Genomic DNA, 15242 nt, shown 5'->3' with positions numbered 1-15242 from the left:
CGGGGCCGCGCCGGCAGGGCGGGGGAGCGCTCAGAGGTCGGCCAGCAGTGTCGCCGGGCGTTCGACGCAGTCGGCCACGTACCGCAGGAAGCCGCCCGCCACGCCTCCGTCGCAGACCCGGTGGTCGAAGCTCAACGACAGTTGGGTGACCTTGCGTACGGCGAGCGCGCCGTCGACGACCCAGGGCTTGTCGACGATGCGGCCGACCCCCAGCAGCGCGGCCTCGGGATGGTTGATGATCGGGGTCGAGCCGTCCACGCCGAACACGCCGTAGTTGTTGAGCGTGAACGTGCCCCCGGTCAGCGCTTCGGGCGGCAGGCTGCCGGTGCGGGCCAGCGCGGTCAACCGGGCCAGCTCGGCGGCGAGTTGCGCGGTCGTCAAGGTGTGAGCGTTGCGCACCACGGGCACGACCAGGCCGCGCTCGGTCTGCGCGGCGAAGCCCACGTTCACGTGCGAAAAGCGCACGATCTCCTCGCGGGCGGTGTCCACGCTGGAGTTCAGTGCCGGGAAGCGCCGCAGGCCCGCGACGCAGATCCGGGTCAGGATCGCCAACAGGCCGATCCGCTGCTCCGGTTGCGCGGCCTGGAGCACGTCCTTGGCCGCCAGCAGCGCGGTGGCGTCCACGTCCACCCAGGTCGTCGCGTCCGGGATCTCGGCCCGACTGCGCGCGAGCTTGTGCGCGACCGCACGACGGATGCCGCGCAGTGGGATGCGCTCCACGCCCGGGGCGCCGAGCGGTTCGCCCGGAGCGGGCGAACTCGCCTGCCGCTCCCGGGCGATGGCCTGTTCCACGTCGACGCGGCGGACGATGCCGTCGGCGCCCTCGGGGGTCAGCCGGGTGAGCTCGATGCCGTGGTCACGGGCCAGCCTGCGTACCAGCGGGGAGATGACCAGGCATGCCCGGCCCGAATCCGGTGCCGGCGCATGGTCGCCGGCGGGCCTTACCTCCCGCCTCGGTGCGGACCGGTCGCCGACTCGCGGGCCCGGCAGGGCGGCGGCGCGGGAGGCCGGGCCTCGACGCCGCCGCCGGGATGCCGGTGCATGGCCGGTGCCGTAGCCGATCAGGACATTGCCGGAGCCCGCCTGCTCCTCCTCGCGATAGCGGTCCGCAGCACCGGCGTCCAGGGCACCGGGACTCGCAACGCCGGGACTCGCACCATCAAGATTCGGAACATCGGGATTCGCAGCACCGGGATTCGCGACACGAGGGTCCCCCGCGCGAGAACCCACGGCACCGGAGTCCCCACCACCGGAGCCAACGCCCTCGGACCCAACACCCCCAAGATCCCCGCCGATTCCCCCGCCCGCCGCGCCGACCGTGATCAGCGGCCGGCCCACCGCGAGCGCCGTGCCGGCCTCGGCGTGCAGGCACAACACCGTGCCCGCGTACGGCACGGGCACCTCGACGGCGGCCTTGGCGGTCTCGACCTCGACCACGATGTGGTCGACGTCCACCGTGTCGCCGACGGCGACCTTCCACTCGACGATCTCGGCCTCGGTCAAGCCCTCGCCCAGATCCGGCAGGAGGAAGACCTGCGCCCGGAGCGTGTCGGTGTTCACGCCGCCCCCTTGACGAGGTGCCGCACGTCCGGGGTGTCGTCGAACTGGAGCCGGTCCACGGCGTCCAACACACGATCCACTCCCGGCAGGTGCGCATGCTCCAGCTTCGGCGGCGGGTAGGGGATGTCGAAGCCGGCCACGCGCAACACCGGCGCGGCCAGCGAGTGGAAACAACGCTCCTGCACCCGGGCCGCGATCTCGGCTCCCATCCCCGCGAAGCCCTGGGCCTCCTGGATCACCACACAGCGCCCGGTGCGGCGCACCGACGCGGCCACCGTGTCGTCGTCGAAGGGCACGAGCGTGCGCAGGTCCACGACCTCCAGGCTGCGGCCCTCCAGCGCCGCCGCCTCCGCCGCTTCCAACGCCACCGGCACCGACGGCCCGTACGCCACCAGCGTCGCGTCCGAGCCTTCGCGGCGCACGACCGCGCGACCGAACTCGCGGGCGCCGCGCGCGGCGACGTCGACCTCCGCCTTCGCCCAGTACAACTTCTTCGGCTCCAGGAACACCACCGGATCCGGATCCTCGATCGCATCGCGCAGCAGCCAGTAGGCATCCTCGGGCGTCGCCGGGGTGACCACCTTCAACCCGGGCGTGTGGGCGTAGTACGCCTCGCTCGAATCGCAGTGGTGTTCGACGCCGCCGATGCCGCCCGCGTACGGGATGCGGATCACCATCGGCAGGGTGAGCCGGCCGCGGGTGCGGTTGCGCAGCTTCGCGACGTGCGAGGCGATCTGTTCGAAGGCGGGGTAGGCGAAGGCGTCGAACTGCATTTCCACCACGGGCCTGAAGCCGCCCATCGCCATGCCGACGGCCAGGCCGACGATGCCGGCCTCGGCGAGCGGGGTGTCGAAGCAGCGCTCCTCGCCGAAGTCGCGGGTGAGGCCGTCGGTGATGCGGAAGACGCCGCCGAGCGGGCCGACGTCCTCACCGAAGATCAGCACCCGTTCGTCCGCCGTCAACGCGTCGCGTAGCGCGGTGTTCAGCGCTCGGGCCATCGTGAGGGTCGCCATCTCAGTCCTCCTGGGCAGCGGATTCGGCGGCGAGCAGGGCACGTTGCTCGCGCAGTTGCGGGGTCGGTTCGGCGAAGACGTGGTCGAACAGTTCGAGCGGGTCGGCCTCGCGGTCGATGTTCATCCGGGTGCGCAGGTCGGCGGCGAACGCCTCGGCGGCGTCCCGGTCGGCCGCGACGTCCTCGTCCGTGAGCAGGCCGCGTCCGCGCAGGTGAGCCTCCAGGCGGGCCAGCGGGTCGGCCGCGCGCCAGGTCTCCACCTCGGCCGCGTCGCGGTAGCGCGTCGCGTCGTCGGCGTTGGTGTGCGCGTCCATGCGGTAGGTGTGCGCCTCCACCAGGAACGGGCCGTTCCCGGCGCGGGCGTGGGCGACCGCCGCGGTCAGCACCGCCAGCACCGCCACCAGGTCGTTGCCGTCGACCTGTTCGGAGCGCACGCCGTATCCGACGCCCTTGTAGGCCAGCGCGGGCGCGGCGCTCTGCCGGGCGAGCGGCACCGAGATGGCGTATTTGTTGTTCTGTACGAAGAACACCACCGGCGCGCGGAAGACCGCCGCGAAGTTGAGCGCCTCGTGGAAGTCCCCCTCACTGGTGCCGCCGTCGCCGATGAACGCCATCGCCACCCGGTCCTCGCCCCTGCGCCGCATCGCCTCGGCCATGCCGGTGGCGTGCAGCACCTGGGTGGCCAACGGCGTGCACTGCGGCGCCACCCGGGTGGCCACCGGGTCGTAACCGCAGTGCCAGTCCCCGCGCAGCAGCGTCAGCACCTCGACGGGGTCCACGCCGCGCGAGACCAGGGCCACCGAGTCGCGGTAGGTCGGGAACAGCCAGTCGTCCTCGCGCAGCGCGAGCACGCCGGCGATCTGGCAGGCCTCCTGGCCGCGGCTGGAGGGGTACACGGCCAGTCGGCCCTGCTTGGTGAGCGCGGTGGCCTGGGTGTCGAACCGGCGCCCGAGCACCATCCGCCGGTAGGCCTCGCGCAGGTGCGCGTCGTCCGGGGCGGGGTATCCGGCGGGCTCCGGCGCGGCCGTGCCGTCCTCGGCGACGAAGCGCACCGGGGCGAGCGAGGGAAGGAAGCTCTGCATCGCCCGGCGCAGGGCCGTCGCGGATATCGGAGACATCGAAGACGCTCGCTTTCGTTGGACATTTGACAGGTGAATGCTCCATCCGGTCGAAGTTCTGTTCAAGGATTTCCGGAATCGTGCGATAAACTGTCGCGATCAGACACTCATGGGAGCCGAATGTCCGAGGATGAAGCATCGACGGGTCCCGAGCCGGGACGTTTGGCCGGCGGCCCGGATGCCACCGATCGCGCGATCATCGCCGAACTCGTCGCGGACGGACGGATATCCGTGCGCGCTCTCGCCGAGCGCATCCACATCTCCCGCGCCAACGCCTACGCCCGCATCGGTCGCATGGTCGAGGACGGCACGATCTCCGGCTTCACCACACGCCTGAACCCGCAGCGGGTGGGCCTGGGCACGACCGCGTACGTCACCGTCACCATCCAGCAGAACGCCTGGCGCGCGGTCGGCGAACGCCTGCGCGAGATCCCCTACATCGAGCACCTGGCCCTGGTCGGCGGCGACTACGACGTCCTGGCCCTGGTCCGCACCCCGGACAACACCGTGCTGCGCGACGTGGTCCTGGAGCAGATCCAGAGCATCCCCAACGTGCGCTCCACCCGCACGTGGCTGGTCTTCGAGGAGGCGCCGGGCCGCGGCGCCGTCTGGGAGGCGTGAGCACGCCCGCGGGCTCGAATCCGGATCGATGTCGCGCCGGACCCGGCGGTGCCGCCGGTGGGTCACGGCCCGCCGCGTAGCCGGTTAGGGCCGCCTGCCGGGCGCGGCGCGCAGGCCGTCGAACAGGACCGTGGTCAGGGCGCCGGCCAGGGCGGACACCGGCAGGTCGCCGTCCGGGCGGTACCACTCGACCAGGGAGTTGACGGTGCCGAACAGCAGCCGGCTGGTCAGGTGCGGGTCGACGTCGGCGCGCACGCCGCCCTCGGCCGCGGCGCGGGTGACCAGTTCGGCGACGCGACGGTCGAACTCGCGGCGCTTGTCCAGCGCCCGGCGCTCCACGACGCTGTTGCCGCGCACACGCAACAGCAGGGTGACGTAAGGCAGTTCGGCGGCCAGGACCTCGACGCTGCGGTGCACCACGTGTTCCAGGCGGGCGGTGGCCGAGGTGTCGGGCTCGGGGATCTCGTCCAGAACCGCGAACAGGGCGTCCAGGGCGCGTCCCAGGGCCAGGCCGAGCAGCTCCTCCTTGCCCGAGACGTGGTGGTAGATGCTCGACTTGCTCAGGCCCAGGCGCTTGGCCAACTCCTCCATGCCGGTGCCGTCGTAGCCACGCTCGTTGAACGCGGCCACCGCCACCTCCAGCAGCGAGTCGCGATCGTAGCCGGGGCGGCCCACGCGGCCGGTGTTCCTGTGTACGGGTGCACTGCTCACCGGGTCATTGTGTCAGCAGCCCCGGGTCACCACGATCGCGATCGCCGCAGTTCGCGCACCCGGCGCAGCCTGCCGGTGAGCCTTTCGGGCACATCCACCGCCTTGTTAACCGACCGAACATTCGGTAACGTCCGCCGGACCGAACACTCCCGCATCACCGCTGCATGTCAAGAGGTGGATCGCATGCCCGACGTGAACTCCGAGCGCCCCGACTTCTTCGCCCGCCATCGCACGCTGCTGGAGCAGGCGGTGCACGCCACCGCGCACCGCGACCACTGGACGCCCTACCCCGAGTCGCCGAGCACCTCCGTCTACGGCGAGCAGGCCCCCGCCCTCGGCGAGGCGGCGTTCCAGGATCAGATCGGCCGCCCGTTCGCGCTGCCCGACCACCCCGGCGACGGCCGCGTGCTCGCCGGCGAGACCTCCCCGTACGGCCGCGCGCTGGGCATCTCCTACCCGCGCCTCGACCCGGAGCATGCCGTCGCCGCCGCGAAGGCCGCCGCCGGTACCTGGCGCGTCGCCGACCCCGACACCCGCGCCGGCGTCGCCGCGGAGATCCTGGCCCGGCTGAACGCGGCGACCTTCGAGATCGCGCACGCCGTACAGCACACCACCGGGCAGCCGTTCGTGATGGCCTTCCAGGCCGGCGGCCCGCACGCCCAGGACCGCGGCCTGGAGGCGGTCGCCTATGCCTGGGCCGAACAAAGGCGCCACCCCGTCGCGGCCCGCTGGAGCAAGCCCCAACGCAAGGGCGGGCCCCTGGAGTTGGACAAGACGTTCACCCCCGTCGGACGCGGCGTCGCGGTGCTGATCGCCTGCAACACCTTCCCGACCTGGAACGGCTACCCCGGCCTGTTCGCCAGCCTGGTCACCGGAAACCCGGTCGTGGTCAAGCCCCACCCGGGCGCCGTGCTGCCCCTGGCGATCACCGTACGCGTCGCCCGCGAGGTCCTGGCCGAGGCCGGTTTCTCCCCGGACGTGGTGCTGCTCGCCGCCGAGGCGCCCGACGGCCGCAGCGCCGCCACCCTGGCCCTGCACCCCGACGTGCGCATCGTCGACTTCACCGGCTCGACCGCCTTCGGCGACTGGCTCGAGGCCAACGCCCGCCAGGCCGCGGTGTACACCGAGAAGGCCGGGCTCAACACCGTCGTCCTGGACTCCACCGACGACTACCGTGGGCTGCTGGGCAATCTCGCCTTCTCGCTGTCCCTGTACAGCGGGCAGATGTGCACCACCCCGCAGAACCTGCTCATCCCGCGCGAAGGCTTCCGCACCGACCAGGGCCCCCGTACCGCCGACGAGTTCGCCGCCGACCTGGGCGCCGCACTGGACCGCCTGCTCGCCGACCCCGCCCGCGCCGTACACACCCTCGGCGCGATCGTCAACGACGGCGTGCGGCACACCCTCGAAGCGGCCGCGGCCCTGGGCCACACCGTGCACGCCTCGACCGAGGTCGTGCACCCCGAGCACCCCAAGGCGATCGTGCGCACCCCCCTGGTGGCCCGCCTCGACGCGAACACCGACCGGGACACCTACACCCGCGAATGGTTCGGGCCGGTCTCCTTCGTCATCGGCACCGACTCCACCGAGCACGGCCTGGCGATCCTGCGCGAGTGCGTCGGCGCCCACGGTGCGTTGACCGCCGCCGTGCACTCCACCAACGAGACCGTGCTGGCCGAGGCCCGCGAGGCCGCCCTGGACGCGGGCGTGCACCTGTCGGAGAACCTCACCGGCGGCGTGTTCGTCAACCAGTCCGCCGCCTTCAGCGACTTCCACGGCAGTGCCGCCAACCCCGCCGCCAGCGCCACCCTGTCCGACCCCGCGTTCGTCACCGCCCGCTTCGCCACCCTGCAATCCCGCCGCCCCGCCGCGAAGGAGCCGGTCGGTGTCTGAGGCCGTCTACATCGTCGACGGCGCCCGCACCCCGCAGGGCCGCTACGGCGGCGCCCTGGCCACGGTCCGCCCCGACGACCTGGCCGCCCTCGTGGTCGGCGAGGCCGTACGTCGTGCCGGCATCCCCGCCGACGCCGTCGACGAGGTGATCCTGGGCGCCGCCAACCAGGCCGGCGAGGACAACCGCGACGTCGCCCGCATGGCCGTGCTCCTGGCCGGCTTTCCGCACACCGTGCCCGGCTACACCGTCAACCGCCTGTGCGCCTCGGGCCTGACCGCCCTCGCCTGCGCCGCCCAGAGCATCCGCGCCGGCGAGGCCGACCTCGTCGTCGCCGGCGGCGTCGAGTCGATGACCCGCGCGCCGTGGGTGATGGACAAGCCCGGGACCCCCTGGGCCAAGCCCGGCGCCGTGCACGACACCTCCCTGGGCTGGCGCTTCACCAACCCCCGCTTCACCGCCGCCGATTGCGCCGCGCCCCCGGACGCGGGCCGGATCACCCTGTCGATGGGCGAGACCGCCGAGGAAGTCGCCGCCCTGGACCGGATCACCCGCGCCCGCTCCGACGCGTTCGCCCTGCGCAGTCACCAACGCGCGGTCGCCGCCCGGGAACAGGGCCACTTCGACCGCGAGATCGTGCCCGTGCCCGTCGGAGCGGACTCGGTCACCCGGGACGAGGGCCCCCGCCCGTCCGGCACGCTCGACCAACTCGCCGCCCTGCGCTCCCTCTTCCGCCCGGACGGCATCGTCACCGCCGGCTCCGCCTCACCCCTGTCCGACGGCGCCGCCGCCCTGGTCCTGGCCGGCGAGGCGGCCGTGCAGCGGCACGGCCTCACCCCGCGGGCCCGGATCGTCGCCTCCGCCTCCGCGGGCGTGGAACCCCACCTGATGGGCCTGGGCCCGGTGCCCGCCACCGAAAAGGTGCTCGCCCGCGCCGGATGGGGGACCGCCGACCTGGCGGCGGTCGAACTCAACGAGGCGTTCGCCGCCCAGGCGCTGGCCGTCATCGGGCGCCTGGGCTTGGACGAGGACGTCGTCAACGCCGACGGCGGCGCCATCGCCCTGGGCCACCCGCTCGGCTGCTCCGGCGCCCGCATCGTGCTGACCCTGCTCGGACGCCTGGAACGCGAGCACGCCCGGCGCGGCCTGGCCACCCTGTGCGTCGGCGTCGGTCAGGGCGTCGCGATGCTCGTGGAGCGCACATGAGCGGCACCCGGGCCACGCCCGAACCGGCCCACGAGTACCACACGTTGCGGATCGAGGAGCGCGCGGACCGCGTCGTCGTCACCCTGCACCGCCCTCGCGAGCACAACGCCATCGACGCCCGCATGATCGGCGAACTGCACGCCGTGTGCGACCTGTTGGAGCGAGACCCCAGACTGCTCCTGCTCACCGGGCACGGCGGCGTCTTCGCCGCCGGCGCCGACATCGCCGAACTGCGCGACCGCGGTCGCGACCAGGCCCTGCAGGGCATCAACAGCCGCCTGTTCGACCGGGTACGCCGGCTGCCCATGCCCACCGTCGCCGCCGTCGACGGTTGGGCCCTGGGCGGCGGCGCCGAACTGGCGTACGCCTGCGACCTGCGCATCGCCGGCCCCGACGCGGTCTTCGGCAACCCCGAACCGGGCCTGGGCATCCTCGCCGCCGCCGGCGCCTGCCGGCTCCTGCCCGCACTGGTCGGCGAATCCGTCGCCAAGCAGATCCTGTTCGCCGGCCACCGCCTCGACGCCCGCGCGGCGTTGGCCGCGGGACTGGTCATCGACGTCGTCCCCGCCGACGAACTCCTCGACCGCGCGCACGCCCTGCTGGACCGCATGGCGCGCTCCTCGGCCCTCGCCCTGCGGCTGACCAAACTCGTCGTCGACGCGCCCGGCGCCCATCCGATCGCCGACGACCTGGCCCAGGCCGTGCTCTTCGAGAGCCAGGACAAGAAGGACCGGATGACCCGCTTCCTGGACGCGAGGAGCCGCACATGAGCCCCACCCCACCGGCGCCGCCCGCCGTGGTCGGCGTGATCGGCGGCGGCCGCATGGGCGCCGGCATCGCGCAGACGTTCGCAGCCGCCGGCTCCTCGGTCACCATCGTCGAGAGCAGCCCCGACACCGCCGCCGCGGCCCGCGCACGCATCGCCGCCGGCCTGGAACGCGCCGCCGCACGCGGCACCCGCACCGAACTTGCCGCACACGTGCTCGCCCGGGTGAGCACGGTCGACGCGGTCGAACACCTGCCCGCGCACGCCGACCTGGTCGTGGAGGCCGTCCCCGAGGACGCCGCCCTCAAGGCCCGCCTGCTCGCCGCCGCCGAACGCGTCGTCGGTGCGGGCACCGTGCTGGCCACCAACACCAGTTCGCTGTCCGTCACCGACCTCGCCGCGGCCCTGACCCGGCCCGGCCGCTTCCTGGGCATGCACTTCTTCAACCCGGTCCCCGCCTCCGCACTCGTCGAACTCGTCCGCGCCCCCGACACCACCGCCGACGTGCTCGCCCGCGCCCTGGACTGGACCCACGCCCTGGGCAAACAGGACGTCGTCGTCAACGACTCGCCCGGATTCGCCAGCAGCCGATTGGGCCTGGCTCTGGGTCTGGAGGCGATCCGCATGGTGCAGGACGGCGTCGCCGCCCCCGAGGCCATCGACGACGCCATGCGACTGGGCTACCGGCACCCGATGGGCCCGCTGCGCCTGACCGACCTGGTCGGCCTCGACGTGCGCCTGGCCATCGCCGAACACCTGCACGCCACCCTCGGCGAGCGCTTCGCACCGCCCCGACTCCTGCGCGAGAAGGTCGCCCGCGGCGAGTTGGGCCGCAAGACCGGACAGGGGTTCTACGCATGGCCGTGACCGAGACCGTCCCGGACGACGCCCGTGTCGGATACACCCTCGACGGCGACGTCGCCGTGCTCGAACTGCGCCGCCCCGCGGCCGGGAACGCCCTCGACGCGCCGCTGCGCCGCGAACTGCTCGCCGCCGTGCGTCGGGTGCGCGAGGACGGGACCAGGGTTCGCGCGGTCCTGCTCGCCGCCCGGGGCCGGCACTTCTGCGTCGGCCAGGACCTCAAGGAACACGCCCGCGCCCTGGAGCACGACCCCGCATCCGCCTTCGCCATCGTGCGTGCGCAGTACAACCCGCTGGTGAGCGCGCTGCACGCGCTGCCCCAACCGGTGGTCGCCGCCGTCGAGGGCGCCTGCGTCGGCGCCGGACTGGGCCTGGCGCTGTGCGCGGACCTGCGGGTCGCGGCCGAGAGCGCCCGCTTCGCCACCGCCTTCACCGGGATCGGCCTGGCCGCCGACACCGGCGTCAGCGGCGCACTGGCCCGCGCGGTCGGGCCCTCGCAGGCGGCGGCCCTGATGCTCCTCGACGAACGGCTCGACGCCGAGGCCGCCCGCCGCTGTGGCCTCGTGCACCGCGTCGTGCCCGACGGTGCCGCGACCGCCGAGGGTCTGACCCTGGCCCGACGCCTGGCCGCCGGACCGACCGCCGCCTACGCCGAGGTCAAGGCGCTGCTGCGACCCGCGGAATCCGCGGCCCCGGCCGACGTGCTCGAACGGGAGGCGGCGGCCCAGGAGCGACTGGGCCGCACCGAGGACCACCGCGCGGCGGTACGGGCCTTCCTGGCGGGCGACCGGCCCACCTTCCACGGACACTGACTCACCCCGGCGCCCCGTGCGGGCTCCGGTTTCGCCACATCATGGATCGAACGAACGGTCGGTAGGGAATCTTTCGATGGCCACACCACCCACCACCCCACCACCCGCACCCGACGTGCCCCCGGACCTCGCCCGACACTTCGAGGCCACCCTCGCCAGGGACCAGCGCATCGAACCCCGCGACTGGATGCCCGACGGCTACCGCCGGACCCTGATCCGCCAGATCGCCCAACACGCGCACTCCGAGATCATCGGCATGCAGCCCGAAGGCGAATGGATCACCCGCGCCCCCTCCCTGCGCCGCAAGGCCATCCTGCTCGCCAAGGTCCAGGACGAAGCGGGCCACGGCCTCTACCTGTACTCCGCCGCGGAAACCCTCGGCGCCGACCGCGCCGACCTGACCGCACGCCTGATCGACGGCCGCCAGAAGTACTCCTCGATCTTCAACTACCCCACCCTGAGCTACGCCGACGTCGGCGTCATCGGCTGGTTCGTCGACGGCGCCGCCATCTGCAACCAGGTCCCGCTGTGCCGCAGTTCCTACGGGCCCTACGCACGCGCCATGGTCCGCGTGTGCAAGGAGGAGTCCTTCCACCAACGCCAGGGATACGAACAACTGGCCACGATGATGCGCGGCACCGAAGCCCAGCGCGCCATGGTCCAGGACGCGGTCGACCGCTGGTGGTGGCCCTCCCTGATGATGTTCGGCCCGCCCGACGACGACTCGCCCAACTCCGCCCAGTCGATGGCCTGGAAGATCAAGCGCCACACCAACGACGAATTGCGCCAACGTTTCGTCGACATGACGGTGCCTCAGGCACGCGCCCTCGGCGTGACCCTGCCCGATCCGCGGCTGATCTGGAACCCCGACCGCGGACACCACGACTTCGGCACCCCCGACTGGGCCGAACTGCAACGCGTGATCCGCGGCGACGGTCCCTGCAACAGTCGGCGCATCCGACGACGCAAGGCCGCCCACGAGGACGGCGCCTGGGTCCGCGAAGCAGCGAGCGCCCACGCGGCCAAACACACCACCCCGACAACCACCCCGACCGGAGCAGCGGCATGAACGACACCCCCACCCGGGCCGACTGGCCCCTCTACGAGGTGTTCGTGCGCGGCAAGCGCGGCCTCAACCACGTCCACGTCGGCTCCCTGCACGCCGCCGACGACCGCATGGCCCTGACCCACGCCCGCGACCTGTACACCCGCCGCAACGAGGGCGTGAGCATCTGGGTGGTGCGCTCGCGGCACATCACCGCCTCCAGCCGGGACGAGAAGGACCCCTTCTTCGCCCCCAGCGCCGACAAGGTCTACCGCCACCCCACCTTCTACGACATCCCCGACGACGTCCCCCACATCTGAGGAGCAGGTCATGCCCGACGACCACCTCCACCCGTCCCTGGCCGACGGGGACGGCGGCGACGCCCGCTGGGCCTTCGGCACCGGCTTCGAGGATCCCCTGCACGGCGTGGACACCACGCTGCCCGCACACGTGGACGCCGCCGAACTCGCCGCGTGCTGCCTGGCGCTGGCCGACGACGCCCTGATCGGCGCCCAACGCCTGGCCGAATGGACCACCCGCGCTCCCGAGTTGGAAGAGGAGCTGGCCCTGGCCAACATCGCCCTCGACCTGCTCGGCCAGGCACGCCTGCTCTACGCCCGCTGCGGCCGGGCCGACGGCAGCGGTCGGGACGAGGACGCCTACGCCTACCTCCGTGACCCGGCCGACTTCCGCAACGTACGCCTGGCCGAACTCCCCAACGGTGACTTCGCGTTCACCATCGCCCGGCTGCTGCTCCTGTCCACCTGGCGACTCGCGCACCTCACCCGGCTCGTGGCATCCCCCGACCCGGTGCTCGCGGCCATCGCCGCCAAGGGCGTCAAGGAACTGACCTACCACCGCCAGTACGCCGCCGAGTGGACGGTGCGGCTGGGCGACGGCACCGAGGAGTCGCACCGCCGCATGCACACCGCACTGCACGAAGTCGCCCCCTGGCTGCCCGAGTTGCACGAGGCGCACGACGCACGCGAGGAAGTCGGGACGGTCCTGCGCCAGGTGCTGGACGCCGCCGGCCTGGCCGTCCCGCCCGACGCCGCGCCGATGCCCGGCCACGGCAGAAACGGCGAACACACCGAGCATCTGGCCCCACTCCTGGACGAGTTGCAGGGCCTGGCCCGGGCCCACCCGGGAGCGACATGGTGACCGCAGACGTCGCGTCGGACGTCCGCCGCGCCCGACACATCGCCGCACAGGTCCCCGACCCCGAACTGCCCGCCCTGACCCTGGCCGACCTCGGCGTGCTGCGCGACGTCGAGATCACCGCGGACGGAACCGTCGTCGCCGGCCTCACCCCCACCTACTCCGGGTGCCCGGCCATGGCCGAGATGCGCGCCGAGGTCGCCACCCGCCTGCACGCCGCCGGATTCGCCCGCGTCGAGATCCGCACCGTCCTGGACCCGCCGTGGAGCACCGACCGCATCACGGCCGCCGGGCGCCGCAAACTCGCCCGCTACGGCATCGCCCCGCCCGGCGGCGCACCGCGCCCCGCCGCGGGCCCCGTCCCCCTGGACCTGCTGCCGACCCGCCGCCGCGTGTCCTGCCCGCACTGCGGTTCGGCGGAGACCGAGGAAACCTCCCGCTTCGCCGCCACCGCCTGCCGGGCACTGCGCCGCTGTCTCGCCTGCCGTGAGCCGTTCGAGCACATGAAGGAGATCTGATGCAGGACCCGACGACCACGATCTCCGGCACCGCGCCGTCGCCCGCCCGTCGGCGTCCGCGCTTCCACCGTCTGCGCGTCGCAACGGTCGAGCGGCTGTGCGAGGACGCCGCCGCGGTCGCCTTCGACGTGCCCGAGGACCTGGCCGACACCTTCGCCTTCGTCCCCGGCCAGTCGCTCACGCTGCGCCGCGAGATCGACGGCGTGGACGAACGCCGCTCCTACTCCATCTGCTCCGCCGCCGGCACCCGACCGCGCATCGGCGTACGCGTCGTACCCGGCGGACTGTTCTCCTCCTGGCTCGTGCACGACGTGCGACCCGGCGACAGCGTCGAGGTGATGGCACCGACCGGCACCTTCACCGCCGACGTGTGCACCCCCGCGCACCACGTGCTGATCGCCGCGGGCTCCGGCATCACCCCGATGGTGTCGATCGCCGAATCGGTGCTCGCCGCCCACGACAGCTCGCGCGTCACCCTCCTGTACGGCAACCGCCGCACCGACACGGTGATGTTCGCCGACGACCTGGCCGACCTGAAGGACCTGCACCCGGCACGCTTCGAACTCGCCCACGTGCTGTCCCGGGAACCCCGCGAGGCGGACCTGTTCTCCGGCCGCCTCGACCACGACCGCCTCCTGGCCCTGATCGACGGCCTGGTCGACGTCGACCGCGCCGACCACTGGTGGTTGTGCGGCCCCCACGGCATGATCCGCGACGCCCGGCGCGCCCTGGCCACCCTCGGTGTGCCCGACGAACGCATCCACCAGGAACTGTTCTTCGCCGACGACACACCGCCCCCGGCCGTCCACCGCGAGGACGCGAAGGCGGACGGACCGGTCAGCCGGGTGACCATCGTGCTGGACGGCCGCTCCACCGTCGCCGACCTGCCCCGCGACACCAGCATCCTGGACGGGGCCGGCCGGCTGCGCCCGGACATGCCGTTCGCGTGCAAGGGCGGCGTATGCGGCACCTGCCGGGCTCTCGTCCGCGACGGCGCGGCGGACATGCGCCGCAACTACGCCCTGGATCCGGCGGAAACCGAGGCCGGCTACGTCCTGACCTGCCAGACGTACCCCGGTTCCGACACGCTGACCGTCGACTTCGACACCTGAGGGCGGCAGCCCCGGCCGCCCGCGGCGGTCAGCGTGCAGACGTGCCGCCGTCCAGCCGGCGCCGACCGGATCCCCGGACGTTCCACGGCAGCCCACCGGCACGGCCCGACCGCACGCCCCGAAACGCCGGGGACCTCGGACTCCGCGATTCGTCCGCGGAGTCCGAGGTCCCTGTCACACGCGGTCACCCGCTGCGCCGCCGGCGTCGGCGACGGCCCGGCCGGGCGAGGTCGACCGGATCCGATCGACGCCGCGGGCGCACCCGGGTGGCGCCGCGCGCCCGGCTAGCGGCCGGACGCGCCGCCGCCGGTGGTCGAAGCAGCCGGTGTCAGCAGGGGATCGCGAGATCGATGGTCACCGGCCGCGCCGGCCACTGGTAGGAATCCACGCTGAAGCTGCCGTGCACCGTCGAACCGCACGGCACGGTGCCGCCCACGCCGGTGACCTTGATCGTCGTGTAGTGGAAGAGCGCGTCCTGATTCACCGCGCCGAGCGAGACGCCGGCCACGTTGCCGGACAGGCGCAGGGTCAGCGGCTGCGGCTGCTGCGGCGGACTGCCGGGGGACGGCGGGCCGGCAAGGCCGACCTGACCGAAGAGGCGGACGGTGTCACCGGTGATCTCGGCGCAGACCTTGGTCGACAGACCGGACTGGAGCCCGGAGGCGCCGCAGGTCACGGTGGTCGGGGCGGGGTCGGCGGCGGCGACCGGTGCGGTGGCGATGACGCTCAGGCCGGCTATGCCTATTGCTGCCGCGGTCGTCATGAACTTCATGGGAGGCCTCCGATGTCGTGGCACCCGGAGTCGGGTGCTCTTGATGAGGTGTGACATTTCACATCTCACATGGCACATC

At 73.0% G+C, this 15242-nt stretch carries 16 protein-coding genes; 11 read left to right on the top strand and 5 right to left on the bottom strand.

Annotated elements, in window-relative coordinates; genetic code table 11:
- Window positions 1-30: 30 nt before the first annotated feature.
- From ACZOOI_RS33015 to pdhA, 3 genes are read right to left on the bottom strand one after another with little or no spacing between them, the layout of a single operon-like run.
- Window positions 31-1560 (bottom strand): dihydrolipoamide acetyltransferase family protein, encoded by a 1530-nt coding sequence (locus tag ACZOOI_RS33015; protein WP_465283231.1) that lies wholly within the window; start codon window positions 1558-1560, stop codon window positions 31-33.
- Window positions 1557-2573: an alpha-ketoacid dehydrogenase subunit beta gene (locus ACZOOI_RS33010; RefSeq protein WP_391583404.1), complete on the bottom strand. Its 1017-nt coding sequence runs from the start codon at window positions 2571-2573 to the stop codon at window positions 1557-1559. Before ACZOOI_RS33010 ends, ACZOOI_RS33015 begins: the two co-directional genes overlap by 4 nt.
- Before the next feature lies 1 nt (window position 2574).
- Window positions 2575-3690 carry a pyruvate dehydrogenase (acetyl-transferring) E1 component subunit alpha gene (gene pdhA, locus ACZOOI_RS33005; protein ID WP_465283230.1) on the bottom strand — a complete coding sequence of 372 codons (1116 nt, stop codon included), beginning with the start codon at window positions 3688-3690 and terminating at the stop codon, window positions 2575-2577.
- A gap of 120 nt (window positions 3691-3810) precedes the next feature.
- On the opposite strand from pdhA, the gene ACZOOI_RS33000 reads away from it, so the two are divergent.
- Complete coding sequence (locus ACZOOI_RS33000; protein WP_465283229.1) at window positions 3811-4311, top strand: Lrp/AsnC family transcriptional regulator; 501 nt, start codon at window positions 3811-3813, stop codon at window positions 4309-4311.
- A gap of 84 nt (window positions 4312-4395) precedes the next feature.
- On the opposite strand, the gene ACZOOI_RS32995 is transcribed toward ACZOOI_RS33000, so the two are convergent.
- Window positions 4396-5022 (bottom strand): TetR/AcrR family transcriptional regulator, encoded by a 627-nt coding sequence (locus ACZOOI_RS32995; protein WP_465283228.1) that lies wholly within the window; start codon window positions 5020-5022, stop codon window positions 4396-4398.
- Window positions 5023-5205: 183 nt separating this feature from the next.
- Between ACZOOI_RS32995 and paaN the strand changes: the two genes are divergently transcribed.
- From paaN to paaE, 10 genes are all read left to right on the top strand, one after another.
- The gene (gene paaN / locus ACZOOI_RS32990) at window positions 5206-6915 is read left to right on the top strand and encodes a phenylacetic acid degradation protein PaaN (protein WP_465283227.1); all 1710 of its coding nucleotides are present in this window, start codon (window positions 5206-5208) and stop codon (window positions 6913-6915) included.
- The gene (locus tag ACZOOI_RS32985) at window positions 6908-8119 is read left to right on the top strand and encodes a thiolase family protein (RefSeq protein WP_465283226.1); all 1212 of its coding nucleotides are present in this window, start codon (window positions 6908-6910) and stop codon (window positions 8117-8119) included. The genes paaN and ACZOOI_RS32985 overlap by 8 nt, the downstream gene beginning before the upstream one ends.
- Complete coding sequence (locus ACZOOI_RS32980; RefSeq protein ID WP_465283225.1) at window positions 8116-8889, top strand: enoyl-CoA hydratase/isomerase family protein; 774 nt, start codon at window positions 8116-8118, stop codon at window positions 8887-8889. Before ACZOOI_RS32985 ends, ACZOOI_RS32980 begins: the two co-directional genes overlap by 4 nt.
- Window positions 8886-9752 carry a 3-hydroxyacyl-CoA dehydrogenase family protein gene (locus ACZOOI_RS32975; protein WP_465283224.1) on the top strand — a complete coding sequence of 289 codons (867 nt, stop codon included), beginning with the start codon at window positions 8886-8888 and terminating at the stop codon, window positions 9750-9752. The genes ACZOOI_RS32980 and ACZOOI_RS32975 overlap by 4 nt, the downstream gene beginning before the upstream one ends.
- Window positions 9743-10558, top strand: coding sequence for an enoyl-CoA hydratase/isomerase family protein (locus tag ACZOOI_RS32970; RefSeq protein WP_465283223.1), 816 nt, complete (start codon window positions 9743-9745; stop codon window positions 10556-10558). The genes ACZOOI_RS32975 and ACZOOI_RS32970 overlap by 10 nt, the downstream gene beginning before the upstream one ends.
- A 76-nt stretch (window positions 10559-10634) precedes the next feature.
- The gene (gene paaA / locus ACZOOI_RS32965; RefSeq protein WP_465283222.1) at window positions 10635-11627 is read left to right on the top strand and encodes a 1,2-phenylacetyl-CoA epoxidase subunit PaaA; all 993 of its coding nucleotides are present in this window, start codon (window positions 10635-10637) and stop codon (window positions 11625-11627) included.
- Window positions 11624-11923 carry a 1,2-phenylacetyl-CoA epoxidase subunit PaaB gene (paaB, locus tag ACZOOI_RS32960; protein WP_396009058.1) on the top strand — a complete coding sequence of 100 codons (300 nt, stop codon included), beginning with the start codon at window positions 11624-11626 and terminating at the stop codon, window positions 11921-11923. The genes paaA and paaB overlap by 4 nt, the downstream gene beginning before the upstream one ends.
- A 10-nt stretch (window positions 11924-11933) precedes the next feature.
- The gene (paaC, locus tag ACZOOI_RS32955) at window positions 11934-12764 is read left to right on the top strand and encodes a 1,2-phenylacetyl-CoA epoxidase subunit PaaC (protein ID WP_465283221.1); all 831 of its coding nucleotides are present in this window, start codon (window positions 11934-11936) and stop codon (window positions 12762-12764) included.
- The gene (paaD, locus tag ACZOOI_RS32950; RefSeq protein WP_465283220.1) at window positions 12758-13279 is read left to right on the top strand and encodes a 1,2-phenylacetyl-CoA epoxidase subunit PaaD; all 522 of its coding nucleotides are present in this window, start codon (window positions 12758-12760) and stop codon (window positions 13277-13279) included. The genes paaC and paaD overlap by 7 nt, the downstream gene beginning before the upstream one ends.
- The gene (paaE, locus tag ACZOOI_RS32945) at window positions 13279-14391 is read left to right on the top strand and encodes a 1,2-phenylacetyl-CoA epoxidase subunit PaaE (RefSeq protein ID WP_465283219.1); all 1113 of its coding nucleotides are present in this window, start codon (window positions 13279-13281) and stop codon (window positions 14389-14391) included. The genes paaD and paaE overlap by 1 nt, the downstream gene beginning before the upstream one ends.
- Window positions 14392-14719: 328 nt before the next feature.
- Here paaE and ACZOOI_RS32940 read toward each other — a convergent pair whose 3' ends face one another.
- Window positions 14720-15163, bottom strand: a complete 444-nt coding sequence (locus ACZOOI_RS32940; protein WP_465283218.1) for a hypothetical protein — start codon at window positions 15161-15163, stop codon at window positions 14720-14722.
- Between the last annotated feature and the right edge of the window lie 79 nt (window positions 15164-15242).

The sequence above is a fragment of the Embleya sp. L77 genome, assembly GCF_055557415.1.
The sequence above is the reverse complement of the archived record's forward strand: the minus strand, read 5'-3'. Positions and strand labels throughout refer to the sequence as shown.

Bases quoted from the DNA above. Each gene is read 5' to 3' on its own strand.
- ACZOOI_RS33010 (WP_391583404.1), bottom strand. From the start codon at position 2,573: ATGGCGACCCTCACGATGGCCCGAGCGCTGAACACCGCGCTACGCGAC.
- pdhA (WP_465283230.1), bottom strand. From the start codon at position 3,690: ATGTCTCCGATATCCGCGACGGCCCTGCGCCGGGCGATGCAGAGCTTC.
- ACZOOI_RS33000 (WP_465283229.1), top strand. From the start codon at position 3,811: ATGTCCGAGGATGAAGCATCGACGGGTCCCGAGCCGGGACGTTTGGCC.
- paaN (WP_465283227.1), top strand. From the start codon at position 5,206: ATGCCCGACGTGAACTCCGAGCGCCCCGACTTCTTCGCCCGCCATCGC.
- ACZOOI_RS32980 (WP_465283225.1), top strand. From the start codon at position 8,116: ATGAGCGGCACCCGGGCCACGCCCGAACCGGCCCACGAGTACCACACG.
- ACZOOI_RS32975 (WP_465283224.1), top strand. From the start codon at position 8,886: ATGAGCCCCACCCCACCGGCGCCGCCCGCCGTGGTCGGCGTGATCGGC.
- ACZOOI_RS32970 (WP_465283223.1), top strand. From the start codon at position 9,743: ATGGCCGTGACCGAGACCGTCCCGGACGACGCCCGTGTCGGATACACC.
- paaA (WP_465283222.1), top strand. From the start codon at position 10,635: ATGGCCACACCACCCACCACCCCACCACCCGCACCCGACGTGCCCCCG.
- paaB (WP_396009058.1), top strand. From the start codon at position 11,624: ATGAACGACACCCCCACCCGGGCCGACTGGCCCCTCTACGAGGTGTTC.
- paaC (WP_465283221.1), top strand. From the start codon at position 11,934: ATGCCCGACGACCACCTCCACCCGTCCCTGGCCGACGGGGACGGCGGC.
- paaD (WP_465283220.1), top strand. From the start codon at position 12,758: ATGGTGACCGCAGACGTCGCGTCGGACGTCCGCCGCGCCCGACACATC.
- paaE (WP_465283219.1), top strand. From the start codon at position 13,279: ATGCAGGACCCGACGACCACGATCTCCGGCACCGCGCCGTCGCCCGCC.
- ACZOOI_RS32940 (WP_465283218.1), bottom strand. From the start codon at position 15,163: ATGAAGTTCATGACGACCGCGGCAGCAATAGGCATAGCCGGCCTGAGC.